The sequence below is a fragment of the Aedoeadaptatus nemausensis genome (assembly GCF_903819165.1).
GTDB classification, from domain to species: Bacteria; Bacillota; Clostridia; order Tissierellales; family Peptoniphilaceae; genus Aedoeadaptatus; species Aedoeadaptatus nemausensis.
This window is the reverse complement of sequence record NZ_CAIJCS010000019.1, coordinates 46,446-60,288: the sequence shown is the minus strand read 5'-3', so window position 1 is coordinate 60,288 and position 13,843 is coordinate 46,446. Positions and strand designations below refer to the sequence as shown.

14 protein-coding genes are annotated in these 13,843 nt (G+C 39.9%); 13 read left to right on the top strand and 1 reads right to left on the bottom strand.

Annotated elements, in window-relative coordinates; genetic code table 11:
- Positions 1 to 72: 72 nt before the first annotated feature.
- On the bottom strand, positions 73 to 234 hold the full coding sequence (rd, locus tag PEPTYR26121_RS04930; RefSeq protein ID WP_180499834.1) for a rubredoxin: 162 nt from the start codon (positions 232 to 234) through the stop codon (positions 73 to 75).
- Between the two features lie 163 nt (positions 235 to 397).
- Here rd and PEPTYR26121_RS04925 point away from each other — a divergent pair, with 163 nt between their 5' ends.
- From PEPTYR26121_RS04925 to PEPTYR26121_RS04865, 13 genes are all read left to right on the top strand, one after another.
- Positions 398 to 796 (top strand): ATP-binding protein, encoded by a 399-nt coding sequence (locus PEPTYR26121_RS04925; protein WP_180499832.1) that lies wholly within the window; start codon positions 398 to 400, stop codon positions 794 to 796.
- Between the two features lie 103 nt (positions 797 to 899).
- A complete protein-coding gene (gene typA / locus PEPTYR26121_RS04920; protein WP_180499830.1) occupies positions 900 to 2,720 on the top strand; it encodes a translational GTPase TypA in 1,821 nt (606 codons plus the stop codon).
- A 9-nt stretch (positions 2,721 to 2,729) separates the two neighbouring features.
- Positions 2,730 to 3,194 (top strand): YbaK/EbsC family protein, encoded by a 465-nt coding sequence (locus PEPTYR26121_RS04915; RefSeq protein WP_180499828.1) that lies wholly within the window; start codon positions 2,730 to 2,732, stop codon positions 3,192 to 3,194.
- Between the two features lie 73 nt (positions 3,195 to 3,267).
- Entirely contained in the window at positions 3,268 to 3,552 is a 285-nt protein-coding gene (locus PEPTYR26121_RS04910) for a hypothetical protein (protein WP_180499826.1), read from the top strand.
- A 106-nt stretch (positions 3,553 to 3,658) separates the two neighbouring features.
- Entirely contained in the window at positions 3,659 to 4,231 is a 573-nt protein-coding gene (locus PEPTYR26121_RS04905) for a hypothetical protein (RefSeq protein ID WP_180499824.1), read from the top strand.
- Positions 4,228 to 5,034 (top strand): CvfB family protein, encoded by an 807-nt coding sequence (locus PEPTYR26121_RS04900; RefSeq protein ID WP_180499822.1) that lies wholly within the window; start codon positions 4,228 to 4,230, stop codon positions 5,032 to 5,034. Before PEPTYR26121_RS04905 ends, PEPTYR26121_RS04900 begins: the two co-directional genes overlap by 4 nt.
- A complete protein-coding gene (gene rlmD / locus PEPTYR26121_RS04895) occupies positions 5,034 to 6,308 on the top strand; it encodes a 23S rRNA (uracil(1939)-C(5))-methyltransferase RlmD (protein ID WP_180499820.1) in 1,275 nt (424 codons plus the stop codon). Before PEPTYR26121_RS04900 ends, rlmD begins: the two co-directional genes overlap by 1 nt.
- A 368-nt stretch (positions 6,309 to 6,676) precedes the next feature.
- Positions 6,677 to 7,291, top strand: a complete 615-nt coding sequence (locus PEPTYR26121_RS04890; RefSeq protein WP_180499818.1) for a TetR/AcrR family transcriptional regulator — start codon at positions 6,677 to 6,679, stop codon at positions 7,289 to 7,291.
- 107 nt (positions 7,292 to 7,398) lie between these two features.
- Complete coding sequence (locus tag PEPTYR26121_RS04885; protein ID WP_180499816.1) at positions 7,399 to 9,168, top strand: ABC transporter ATP-binding protein; 1,770 nt, start codon at positions 7,399 to 7,401, stop codon at positions 9,166 to 9,168.
- The gene (locus PEPTYR26121_RS04880) at positions 9,165 to 10,889 is read left to right on the top strand and encodes an ABC transporter ATP-binding protein (RefSeq protein ID WP_180499815.1); all 1,725 of its coding nucleotides are present in this window, start codon (positions 9,165 to 9,167) and stop codon (positions 10,887 to 10,889) included. The genes PEPTYR26121_RS04885 and PEPTYR26121_RS04880 overlap by 4 nt, the downstream gene beginning before the upstream one ends.
- Positions 10,890 to 10,914: 25 nt before the next feature.
- Positions 10,915 to 11,505 carry an MptD family putative ECF transporter S component gene (locus PEPTYR26121_RS04875; RefSeq protein WP_180499813.1) on the top strand — a complete coding sequence of 197 codons (591 nt, stop codon included), beginning with the start codon at positions 10,915 to 10,917 and terminating at the stop codon, positions 11,503 to 11,505.
- The gene (locus PEPTYR26121_RS04870) at positions 11,505 to 12,233 is read left to right on the top strand and encodes an energy-coupling factor transporter transmembrane component T family protein (protein WP_180499811.1); all 729 of its coding nucleotides are present in this window, start codon (positions 11,505 to 11,507) and stop codon (positions 12,231 to 12,233) included. Before PEPTYR26121_RS04875 ends, PEPTYR26121_RS04870 begins: the two co-directional genes overlap by 1 nt.
- On the top strand, positions 12,230 to 13,630 hold the full coding sequence (locus tag PEPTYR26121_RS04865; RefSeq protein ID WP_180499809.1) for an ABC transporter ATP-binding protein: 1,401 nt from the start codon (positions 12,230 to 12,232) through the stop codon (positions 13,628 to 13,630). The genes PEPTYR26121_RS04870 and PEPTYR26121_RS04865 overlap by 4 nt, the downstream gene beginning before the upstream one ends.
- Positions 13,631 to 13,843: the final 213 nt, after the last annotated feature.

The following is a 13,843-nucleotide window of genomic DNA, read 5'->3' as shown; positions in this document are numbered from 1 at the left end:
GCGTTTTGCGTAAATTTGCGTAAAATGGTAGGCAATAAAAAAGTGCGGTCATCCGCACTCTTTTTTGTTTATTTATGCAACTTTTTCAAAGTCGTCTTTGCTTGCGCCGCAGAGGGGGCATTCCCAATCAGCGGGAAGATCTGCAAATGCAGTACCTGCTTCTACGCCGTTGTCCGGGTCGCCTTCAGCAGGGTCATAAATATATCCGCAAAGTGTGCATTCGTATTTGTCCATGTTAGGAACTCCTTTCAAAAGTTAAATTGTCAGCGTAATCTTATTATACCCTGGATTGATTTTTTTTAACAGTAGTCAAAAAAATATTCTTCTTTCCCGAATCTTTAACCTTCAGATTACAGTTATTTAATATTGGGTACATAAGATACGAGAGGTGAGAGTAATGAATCGCGGAAACTTAATCGAGGGCTCCGTACCTAGCGATATGTTTTTATTAAAAGAATTTATTGCCGATGCTATGGGAGAGGTGGCATCTTATGTTACGGATCGCGATCTTTTATTTGATATACGACTTATTATCGACGAGCTTTTATTAAACGGGGCTGATCACGGCAACGAATGGGATAGAGAAAAACAAGTTTACCTGCGCATGGATTTTATCTCCGACGGCGTAAGGATCGTCGTACAGGACGAGGGCAGGGGGATTCAATATTTTCCTGAGGGAGATCCCTGCACTATGGATTGCTGTAGCGGCCGCGGGCTCTTTTTAGTGGAATCTCTCTGTCGATCGGTGGCTTATGAAGGCAATACCATCGAGTGTTATTTGGAGTTGCCTTATTAATTAAAATACTTCATTCTATTTCAAGTAATGATATAATAGATAGGTTCAAGGATTGGGCATACCGATCCTATTTTTATGGAGGCATTTGCCGGAAAGGAAGTTTATGGAACGACAAGATATTCGAAACATAGCCATTATCGCTCACGTCGACCACGGTAAGACGACTTTGGTCGATGTATTATTAAAGCAGTCGGGGGTATTCCGCGACAATCAGGTGGTCGCCGACCGCGTAATGGACTCGGGGGATATCGAAAAAGAGCGGGGCATTACGATCTTATCGAAGAACACGTCCATCGTTTACGACGGCGTCAAGATTAATGTCATCGACACGCCGGGCCACGCCGACTTCGGGGGAGAAGTTGAGCGGGTGTTAAAAATGGTTTCCGGTGTCGTCCTTTTAGTAGACGCCTTTGAAGGGCCCATGCCTCAGACGAAATTTGTGTTAAAAAAAGCCATCGAACTCGGTCTTAAGGTCATCGTCTGCATCAACAAGGTAGACCGACCGGGTGCGAGACCGGAAGAAGTGGTAAACGAAGTATTGGATCTATTTATCGAGCTGGGCGCCGATGAAGATATTTTAGATTCTCCCTTTATCTTCGCATCGGCGAAAGAGGGCTGGGCCTCCGAATCGAGCGACGAACGGGGCGAAAACATGAAGCCTCTCTTTAACGCCATCGTGGAAAACATCGATCCGCCGGCAGCAGAAGAAGATCGACCTGCCCAGCTTTTAATCTCCACCATCGATTACAGCGATTACGTAGGGCGCATCGGCATCGGTAAAATTGAAAGCGGAAGCATCCACAAAAACGATCAGATGCTTTTATTGAACGCCGCCGATCCCGAGAAGCGAAAGACGGTGAAGATCAATAAGATTTACGAGTTTGAAGGCTTGGACCGAGTGGAAAAAGACGGCTCCACCGCCGGCAATATTGTGGCCGTGACGGGCATCGAGGATATTAATATCGGGGATACGATTTGCGATCCCGAACTGGACGAAGCCCTGGAGTTTGTAAAGATTTCAGAGCCTACTCTCGCTATGACCTTTGCCGTCAACAATTCGCCCTTCGCCGGGCGGGAAGGGGAGTATGTTACTTCTCGCCAAATTCGCAATCGCCTGTACCGTGAACTGGAAACGGACGTCAGCTTGAAGGTGGAAGATACGGATTCCACCGATGCCTTTAAGGTAAGCGGCCGGGGCGAACTTCACCTTTCCGTTTTAATCGAAAATCTTCGCCGGGAAGGCTTCGAATTCCAGGTTTCCAAGCCCGAAGTTCTCTTTAGAGAAGTGGACGGCAAGCGCCAAGAGCCTATGGAAAAAGTCACCATCGATGTCAATCAGGAGTTCGTCGGCGCCATTATCGAAAAACTGGGCCGCCGAAAAGGCGAGCTCTTAACTATGCAGGAACCCAGCGGCGGCTATTCCCGCCTGGTGTTCCGCATTCCCGCCCGCGGCCTCATCGGTTACCGTCAGGAATTTATTACGGACACCAAGGGCAACGGCATTATGAACTCGGAATTTGAAGGTTATGCGCCCTATAAAGGGGACATTCCCCGCCGCAAAACCGGATCGATCATTTCCTTCGACACGGGCACCGCATCGGCTTACGGCCTGCACAATGCTCAAGACCGGGGGGAACTCTTTGTCGAGCCGGGGGAAGAAGTTTACGGCGGCATGGTCGTCGGTTCTTCTCCCAAGGGGCTGGATCTCGAGGTGAGCGTCACCAAGACGAAGAAGCAAACCAATGTGCGGGCATCTGGAAGCGACGACGCTCTGCGTTTGTCCCCCATTAAGGATTTAAGTCTGGAAGAGGCCATCGAATTTATCGAAGAGGACGAGCTCATTGAAATTACGCCGAAATCTTTCAGAATCAGAAAGACGATTTTAGACGCCAACAAACGCTATAAAGCAAACAAAAACAAATAGGAGGCATTTATGTCTACGGAACGTGCGCTGGTTTATTTAAGGGATAAAGGTTATGAAGACCGGGTCATCACATCGGACGAATCCACGGGTACCGTGGCCGAAGCGGCTGCGGCTCTCGGCGTGACGGAAGGGGAAATCGCCAAATCCCTCACCTTCCGCGGAAAAGACGGCGAGGCCATGTTAATCGTCGTGGCAGGAGACAGGCGCATCGACAACAGCAAGTTTAAAGCCACCTTCCACACCAAGGCGAAAATGCTGAAGCCCGACGAAGTGGCGGAAGAGATCGGCCACGAAATCGGCGGCGTAACACCTTTCGGCGCAAAAGAAGATGTGGTAATTTATTTAGACGAAAGCTTAAATGCATACGACATCGTCTATCCCGCCTGCGGTTCGTCGAATACGGCGGCGAAATTTTCCGTAGAGGAGCTCCGAGAGCTCTTCGGGGAAGATCATATGGTGGATGTAACGAAATAAGACGATCGTTATCTCTCTCTTTGGCGTTTATTGGATTTTCTCTGATATACTCGAATCAAAGGGGGAGAGGATTATGGAAATGAGTCGAGGGTTTCAAAACCTTATGGACGAGAGAAAGGAAAAGAAGCGCAGAAAAAAACGACGCAGACGCCGTCGTCGTGTGGTCTTTTTCCTGATTATTATGGGCATTCTCGCCTATACGGGTACTTTGGAAAACCTGTACCGGGCGACACAAAACGGAGGCGGCGAGCGAGCCCTTTATGCGGCCAGGGAAATGGGAAGCCAAGTCGCCGGTCGCATGCCCGAATTCCGCTTGTGGCTTGCGGACAAATTAAATTACATCGCACAGTTTTTATAATGAGCTTCGGCGCGTGCCGGAGCTTATTTTTTGCCGCAAATGAGATTAAAAGGCGGTTTCATTGCTTTTAAGGCCTGCCTGTGGGAAAATGAAAAGAGGAGGCGCTATGTTTGGATTTAAGAAAAAACCGAAGACGCTATATGAGAAAATAACTGCCGATCCGGCGACAGATATCGGCGAAGACGGAAGCTTTGAACTGGCCGTCTTACGCGGAGAAGAAAAAGTGGAACCCGTCAATACTGATCCCCTAGATGTGGGGATTATGGAATATTTCGGGCGGGAAGCCTTCAGTATTCAGCATATCGAAAGCTTTTTTGAAAAACACAAGGCTCTCGAGGCCATTCCCCATTTTGAAAACTGGCTCTACGCCTTCGATCAAATGGACAGACCTTTTTTAGGTTTGAGTATTTTGCTGATGCGGGATTCTCAAGTTATCGAGGCTATAAAATTCGGCATCTATCTGACGCAATTTACCGATCTTTCCCACAAGACCCAGGCCAGGGTGATGGTAGAGAATTTGGGGAAACATCCGGCATTCAGTTATTATGCCCTGACGGCACTACTTAGAAGCGATCGGGGAACCCACGCTTTTTATGATTTAGGCTCCACCCTCGAGGGACGGGGACACGATATGTACGATATAATGGCGCGTGCGCTTTTAGAGAAAGGACGACAATGAAACTAGGAACAGTACAGAAATTAAAATTAGTAGAAAAAGGGGAGTACCTTTGGGCCACCGACGGCGTGGAAGAAGTGCCGGTTCATGGGAAAAAACGAGCTCCCGGCGGGGAAGTGCACCCGGTATTTCTCTATCGGGAAAATAACGGTCAGATCGCCGGTATGTTGGAAGAGCCCTTTATTCAAGTAGGAGAAGTGGCGAAATTAAAAGTCGTGGACAAATCGAAAATCGGCTATTTCGTCGACATTAACGCGCCGAAAGATATTTTACTTCCCTTCTCGGAAGCCACGGAACGTATCAAGGAAGGGGAAAGTTATCTCTTTACCATGTATGTGGATAAATCCGAGCGTCTGGCCGTGAGCATGGAAATTAAAGATGTACTCTCCACCGATAGCCCCTATAAAAAAGACGATCGCGTGACGGGTACGGTCTATCATGTGGGCCGAGGGGGCGCCCTCGTCGCCATCGACGACAAATACGACGGCATGATTCCGAAACAGGAGATGAAGGGGATTTACCGCGCCGGAGACGAAGTGGAAGCTCGCGTATTCAATGTTTTAGACGACGGCAAGCTCACCTTATCACTCCGCGCCTACGCCCACGTTCAAATGCTACAGGATTCCGATGTTTTGTACGATCTTATGGGAGAATACGGCGGCGTGCTCCCCATCGGCGACAAATCCGATCCGGAAGAGATTATGAAGCTCACGGGTCTTACGAAAAAAGCATTCAAGCGTGCCGTGGGTAAACTGTATAAAGAGGGGAAAGCCATTCCCGGCAAGACGGAAACGAGACGAAAATAATGAAGGTCTTCGATCGCGTTCATCTCGACGTCGTGGATTACGATGTCAAGGGCAGGGGGCTCGGCAAAGTGGACGGCGCCGTGGTGTTTTTAGACGGCGGCGAAATCGGCGACAAAGTCGAGGTGGAGATCCTCAAAAAGAAAAAGAAATTCTACGAGGGAAAGATCGTCGGCTACGATAAAAAATCTTCTCACCGAGTGAAAAACCCCTGTCCCTATGATCGCTGCAACGGCTGCGCTTTTCTTTCCCTCGAGCGAAAATCAGAACTCGCATGGAAACGGGAGCGGGTTGCGAGCGCTGTGGCTCGCATCGGCGGCATAGACACAAAGGTGGAAGAGGTGATCACCGGAGGCGATGTCTTCGGCTATCGTAATCATATGCAATTTCACGTAAAGAACGGCAAGCTCTGCCTCTATGGAAAGGACGGGGAGCTCATTCCCATTCGCCGCTGCCTTATGCAATCGGATAGAGGTAATGAGATCCTCGCCGTCCTTCAAAGGGAAAAGTGGCTCGCCGATATCCGAACCGTAGGCATTCGCACTACCCGTGCAGGGGAAGTAATGGTGATCCTCGTCGGCAAAAAAGATATAAGCGATCGTCTTCTTCACGATGCCGTCGCCTTTGCCGTCGAGGAAAAGGTGGATTCCCTTTATTATTCGAAGAATAAAAATCCCCGTTTCCACTACGGAAAAACCTTCCATCATCTTTACGGAAAAGAGACCATCGAGGAGACTTTGGGGCAGTTTCGTTACGGCATCGGCGCGGGCAATTTCTTCCAGATCAATCCTTTCGGCGCCGAAGCCATTACCCGGGAAGTGACGAAGAATTTAATCGGCGCGGAAACCGTGGTGGAACTGTATTCCGGCATCGGCACCATTACCTTGGCGGCGAGTCGCATGGCGGGGCAGGTGATCGGGAATGAAATCTCGGAGATCTCCGTAGACTATGCGCGGCAAACGGCGGAGAAAAACGGCGTCATCAATGTGCGCTACATCGCCGGCCCTGCAGAAAAGATGCTCCCGAAAATTGCCGAAGAAGAGACGATTCACGGCCTGATCGTGGATCCGCCCCGGGCGGGTCTCGATCCCGTCGTCGTGGATACTCTTCTCGAATCGAAACCCGAGCAGATTATCTACGTCAGCTGCAATCCCTCCACATTGGCGCGGGATCTCAGTCGTTTGGCGGAAGCATACCACATCGCAAAAATTCAGCCCATTGATATGTTTCCCCATACGGCTTCGGTGGAGACCGTGGTGAATTTAAAAATAAAATAATCGCAAGTGATCTCTTGAAGAGATCAAAGAGCCCCCAAAAAATTGGACGAAGGAATCCGACGCTTGGGGGTCTTTTTTTGGCGAAAATGGATGCTTCTCAAAGTAAAAACGGAGGGAAATTTGTTTATCAAAACTATTGTAAATGAAATACAAAGTAGAAGAATTAATAGAGAAAAAGTTGGGCTGTTAAAATTAAAAATTCAGATCGAAAAACATGGAGTTATTATTGTGATTAATAACGAGAGTATAAAGGAGAGGATCATAGGCAGGTGCAAAAGAAAAATTTAATGTTGCTATTGACAAAAATGGTGAGTGAAAGCTAATATATAGGCATACAGAACGAGTGTCGGTCGATTGGTGGTGAGGTTTTGACAAAAAGAAATATAAAGGATCCGGAAGAAAGAAAACAGGAGCTTATAAATATAGCATCCAGGCTTTTTGAAAAGTATGGATATGAGAAAGTTTCTGTTCGAGATATTCTCGCAGAAGTTAATGGTGCACCTGGAATGTTTTATTACTACTTCAAATCAAAAGAAGATATTTTTTTGGCGTGTATGGAAACATATTTTGAAGAGAAACTAAAAAATAAGTTGGATATACTTCAAAACAATGAAATAGATTACGAAGAAAGAATAAAAACTTTAAGGGAACTTATAGTGAAAGATATCGGTCAGTTTACGACAAGATATAATTTTTCAAAGGAGAGTTCAATTACAGATAACTCTTACAGGCTATGGGAATTGATTCATTACATTGGAAAATTTATAGACGTCTATTCAGAATTTATAATTGAAGGGATTGAAGGCAAAAAAATAGAAAATAATATGGGAATAAACAGAGAAAATGTGAGGAGTTTTGCAGCTTTTATTTTATACGGAGCTGTCGGAACAATATATAATGGCTATATTATTAAAGGAGAAAACAAAACAAATCCAAGTGAAGCCTTTGGAATAATAAGTGAGCTATTTCAAAGACCTCAGTAGAGAAAAATAAAATATAAGTATTTTACAAGGAAAACATCAACGGTGTTTTCCTTGTATTAGTTTTAAGGCAAATGAACGAACTCGTTCGGTAAGGAGGTATGTTTTAGATGAAAAAGAAGAAATCAATCAAAGATATTATTTCCTACAGCGAAATAAAAAAAGGACAACTTGTAGGAGGAATATTATTTGTTAGTCTTGGGATGCTATTAAGTATTTGTCCAATTTTGGTGATATACAAAGTCATAAAATCTCTATTTTTATATGGGAAATTAGAACAAAGTACAATTCAGTTCTGCACCTATGGACTTGCAGCAGTGGTATTGTCATATTGCTTAACTTACATTGGCGGTATTTTATGCCATAAGTTTTCATATGTTTTAATAGCTAACTTAAAAAAGAAGATATTATGCCATATTGGGAATCTTCCTTTAGGATTTTTTACAGGAGACAACAAGTCAAAAATAAGGCAAGTATTAGGATCGGACATGAATCAAATTGAGGGATATTTTTCTCATCAATTACCAAATTTAATTTCAACATTAGCACTAATTTTAGCAATGATAGTTGTTATGTTGAAGATAAATTTAATATTAGGTCTTACGACTTTGTTAATTATATTTGTCGGTTTAGGAATTCAGATTGCAATCATGGCAAAGATTATAAAGTCGGGTGGACTTGAGAAGAACTTTGCGATTTTGGATCAAATTAATTCAGCAACTACTGAATACGTTAAAGGTATGCCGGAAGTTAAAATATTTGGAACAGGAGTAAAATCATTTAAAACTTTCTCAAAGTCAGTAGGAGAATATAGAGATTTTACAAGTTCGATGACATCAATGATAAGACCGGGATTTGTTTCATTTAGAATGTTTATTTTATCTGTTGCTACATTCATAGTTCCAGTAGGAATACTTTTAATGTCACGAAATAATAACTTGGATTTTGCTACAGTTTTTATTTTCTATTTAATTCTTGCACCTGCCATTAGCGTACCTGCATTAAAACTTAGAGATTTTGCAGAAGGAATGAATTTACTAAATGAAGTTGTTTTGAGAATCTGCGAAATTATAGATCAAAAAGAATTGGCAATTGAAAATAGTGAGGAAGAGATAAAAGGTCATGATCTTGAATTCGAGAATGTAAGCTTTTCTTATGGAGATGAAGAGGTTTTAAAGAATATAAGCTTCTGTGCTAAACAAGGAGAAGTTACAGCATTAGTTGGCTATTCGGGAGCAGGCAAATCTACCATTGGAACGCTAATACCAAGATTTTACGATCCTTCAGAAGGCTCTATTAAAATTGGTGGAGTTAATATAAAAAATATTCCGATAAACGTCTTAATGGACAAGATAGCATTTGTTTTTCAAGACAGCGATCTTATCACAGATACAGTATTCAATAATGTTGCTATGGCAAAGACAGGTTCTACAAAAGATGATGTTTTAAAAGCCTGCAAAAAAGCAAGATGTCATGATTTTATTGAACAACTCCCTAATGGATACAATACTGTTTTGGGTAAAGGAACTTATTTATCCGGCGGAGAGAAACAACGTATTGCAGTTGCAAGAGCGATTTTAAAGGACGCACCAATATTAGTATTAGACGAAGCAACAAGTTTTGCAGACTCTGAAAATGAATATCTTATGCAGGAAGCTTTGTCTGAATTGGTTAAAGATAAGACAGTCATCATGATTGCGCATAGGTTAAACACCATAGAGCATGCAAATCAAATCTTAGTAATATCTGATGGAAAAATTGCAGAAAAAGGTAAGCATGAAGATTTAATCGTCGCAGATGGAATATATAAGCGACTTTTTGATATTTATAAGAAGACAAATATTTGGCAAATGGATATAGAAGGGAGTGAGAATGAATGATAAGAAATATTACTTTAGGAAAGATGAATAATATAAGAAAATCCATTATCTTAAATGTTTTGGCATCTATTTCCAACCTTATACCATTTATTGCTTTGGCGAAAATTGTAGAAACACTATTTTTGAATAGAGGAGCAGATAGTATAGATACGAGCCTTTTATGGAAGTATTTTGGGATAATGGCAATATTTTTCTTTGTAACATTCTTATTGGAAAATTTAGCCACAAAATATACCTATGAACTTGGATACAAGGCAAGTGCAGATGGAAGAATAGAGCTTGCAGACCACATAAGAAAACTGCCGATAGGTTACATTTCTGGGAAAAGTTCAGCAGAGATCTTAGATACATTAATGAATGATTTTTTCAAAGTTGAAACGGCAGTAACGCATCAATTACCTCAATTTTTCAGTGGCATATGCGTAGCGGTTTTTTGCTCAATATTATTCTTGATAATTAATGTAAAAATGGGAATAGCAACTCTTATAGGACTACCTATTTCTGTTCTACTTCTCACGCTCATGCAAAACTTTCAGAAAAAAATTTATATGAAAACAAAGAAAATGAGGATAAAAGAGGAAGAAGACATAAACGAATATTTGGATGCCATTAAGACTCTAAAAGCTTATAACAGCATAGATGATACATTAACAAAACTTGAAGAAGATATAGATAACTCAAGAAATGCAAATATTAAGAGTGAGAAAGGGGTTGGTTCATTAACTACTATAGCAAGTATGATTTTAAGAATAGGCCTTCCTTTGATGAGTTTAGCCGGTTCCTATTTATTTATAAATGGATCTTTGGAAATTGATACATTTTTAATGTTCTTATTTGTAGGTACAAGGATTTTTGACCCCTTGGAGCTTGCACTTGTAAATTATACAGGTCTACAAATGGCATCAGTTTCAGGAGAGAGAATCATTAACTTACTTAACGCTAAACCTATGTCAGGAAATTGCGATGTAAACGAAAGCAACAAAATTGAAATCCACGATGTTTCATTTTCATACAAGGAATCTAAGGTTATCGATAATGTTTCATTAGATATTACTGAAAATGAATTAACTGCTTTTGTTGGTTACTCTGGCTCTGGGAAATCTACACTCATTAAATTAATTTCCAGATTTTATGATCCTAATGAAGGGACAATTAAAATTGGTGGAGTAGATTTGCTAACAGCCGACCCTGATAAATTAATGGATAAATTTTCTGTTGTTTTTCAAGATGTGTATCTTTTTAAAGACACAATTTATAACAATATAAAATTTGGAAATGAAGATGCGAGTAAAGATGAAATAATGAATGCTGCAAAAATGGCAGGAGCTTATGACTTTATAGTCAGAAAAGATGATGGATTTGAAACTATGATTGGACAAGGAGGAGCGACTCTGTCCGGAGGTGAGAAGCAAAGAATATCAATAGCGAGAGCAATATTAAAAAATGCCCCAATAATACTGCTTGATGAAGCAACATCTTCGCTTGATCCTGAAAATGAACTTGTTATACAAGAAGCAATATCAAATTTAATTAAAAATAAAACAGTTGTGGTTGTAGCCCATAAATTAAGAAACGTAATGGGAGCTGATAAAATTGTTGTTTTAAACAAAGGAAAGGTAGAGGAAGTTGGGAAGCATGAAGAACTTATTAAAAATGAAGGACTATATAAAGACTTATGGAATTATCAAGAAAAGTCTAAAGAATGGAAGATTGTACAGTAACAATCAATTTTAAAGGAGGAAACTTATGAAAACACAAAAGAAATCATCAAAAAACGCAGTTACAGCCGGTGTTTTAATTGCACTTTACTTTGTAACATATTTAGTTATTGGGGCAATATCTGTGCCTGTCCCTGTTTTATTTTTACTAATGCCGATGCTTGTAGCACTACTTGCTGCACCAACCTATCATATGCTTCTTGCAAAGACAAAGTCAGCTACTGCTATTGTAATCGCAGCTATCTTACCAAGTATTTTATTAGTTGCAACGGGACATATTCCAATTGCGCCATTAGTGGCAGTGCCTGCCGGAATAATTGCTATGTTCATAGCAAAAGGTGGAAATTATACAGACTTTAAGAAAAATACAATGAGTCATATGTTTTTTTCTCTAAACTTATTTGGAGGATTCTTACCAATTTGGGTTATGAGAGAAGCATTTTTTGAAAGTGTAATAAAAGGTGGCTTAGATCAAAGCTTTTGTAACACAGTAAGGGCATGGACACCAATATGGATGTTACCGGTTATGATTATAGGAACATTTATATTCTCTTTAATTGGTTCATATTTTACAAAGAAAATACTAAATAAAAAGTTGGAATCCGCAGGAGTTTTATAATGGAAAATTCAAAGTTTGTTCTGGGGTCAAAATATGACCTCAGAACAAAACTTATCTTGCTTATAGGTGCGAATATTTTAATTTTTTTAGGGTTTGATTGGATCTATCAAAGCCTTATTACATTATTTTTTCTTGTCATTATTATTAGTGATGGTTATAAAAAATCTGCTATAAGGTATATTTCATTTTTTGTAATAAGTCTAGCATTAGAAAAAGCTTTTGCCTATGTTAACATGAATTTTCTTTTGAATTTAATTTTATTCCTCTTGGCAATTGGAAGAAAATTTCTGCCATGTATTATCGTGGGTAAATGGATTTTAAATTCAACATCTGTTTCCAGTGCAGTGGCAACTTTACAAAAATTAAAACTTTCAAAAGACTCGCTCATAATGATTTCTGTAATATTTAGATGTTTGCCTACTATTAAAGACGAATGGAGTCATATAAATATGGCGATGAAAACTCGAGGAATTAATTTTAACTTAATCAATTTAATTAGAAAACCAACATTAATTATGGAGTACTTTTTTGTACCCTTATTTGTAAGTGTGATAGAAATTGGGGATGAACTCTCTCAATCAGCCATTATAAGGGGACTTGATGCTCCTGTTAACAAAACAAGTAGACACCTAATTAAGTTTAGAAAAAATGATATTGGTGTTCTATTTTTTATGATTTTAATTTTATCAATAATAATATTTATGAAAGTATCAGGGTGGGATTTATGATTGAAATTAGAGAATTAAGTTTTAAGTACAAGGGAGGATCTGATTACTCATTAAAAGATATAAATTTGAAAATCAAAAAAGGGGAATGCATTCTTCTATGTGGTAGGAGCGGTTGTGGAAAGTCGACTCTATTAAAGCTTATGAACGGCATAATACCTGAGTTTTATGATGGGGACATTTCCGGCAGTGTCATGGTCAATGGTATGAATACATTTACTACACCAATTTATAAATTATCTAGGGATGTAGGTTCAGTTTTTCAAAATCCCAAAACACAATTCTATACAACCAATACAACCGATGAAATTGCTTTTGGTTTAGAAAATTACGGCATAGAAAGGGAAGTAATTAACAAAAGAATTGAAGAAGTCGAAAAAGAGCTTCATCTTGAAAACTTAATGAATAAAAATATATTCAATCTTTCCGGAGGAGAAAAACAGAAGATTGCTATAGCAAGCATTTACGCATTAAACCCTGAGATATTTATTCTCGATGAACCATCTTCAAGCTTAGACATAAAGTCAATGAAAGAACTATCGCTTACAATAAAAAAGCTTAAATCTTTAGGAAAAACTATTATTATTGCAGAACATAGGCTGTGGTATTTAAAAGACATTGTCGATAGAGCAATATACTTACAAGATGGGAAAATCATCGGGGAATATAGTATGGGTGAAATTGAAAATCTAAGTGAAGATGAACGAATGAGAACAGGACTTAGGCATTCTGATTATAAGGCTATTGAAGGATTTGATGATTTTGAAACTTTAAATAAAGGGACTTTATTAGAGTTAAAAAATCTGATATTCAAAAGAAATACCAAAACAATTTTGTCCATTAAGGATCTTAAATTTGGCTATGGAAATATTATAGGGATAGTTGGAGAAAATGGAATTGGAAAGTCTACTTTAGCAAAAATCATATGTGGATTATACAAAGCAAATAAAGGGAAAATTTTAAAAGAAAATGAGAATTTCAATATAAGAAGCAGATTAAATGAAAGTTTGCTTATCATGCAGGAGGTGAACTGTCAGTTATTCACGGACACTGTTAAAGATGAAATAGTATTAACCTCAACCATTAAAGATGATTATGTTTTAGATACTTGGCTAAAAGATATGGAGTTGAAAGATATTAGCGAGAGGAATCCTCACACCTTGTCAGGAGGACAAAAACAGAGAGTCATTATCTTATCAGCTTTACTATCCGACAAGAAAATTCTGTTTTTTGATGAACCAACTAGCGGATTGGACTATAGAAATATGAAAATAGTAGCTAAAAACATAAAGAAAGTAAAGGAAGAAGATAAGTTGATTTTAATAATATCCCATGATGTTGAATTTTTAGAGTCAGTTTGTGATAGGATTGTAGAACTTGTTGAGAGCCGAGATACTTAAATGGGAAAGTTAACCTTTAGATTTATTCAATTTAGAAAGCTTTGGATGAAATGACTTGCTCTATACTACCCACCCAGGTGGCCGTGAACTTAAAATTAAGATAATCGAAAAAGATCTCTTGAAGAGATCAAAGAGCCCCCAAACGTTGGACGAAGGAATCCGACGCTTGGGGGTCTTTTTTTGGAAAGAATGCATCCATTTTCCCTGGCGAAT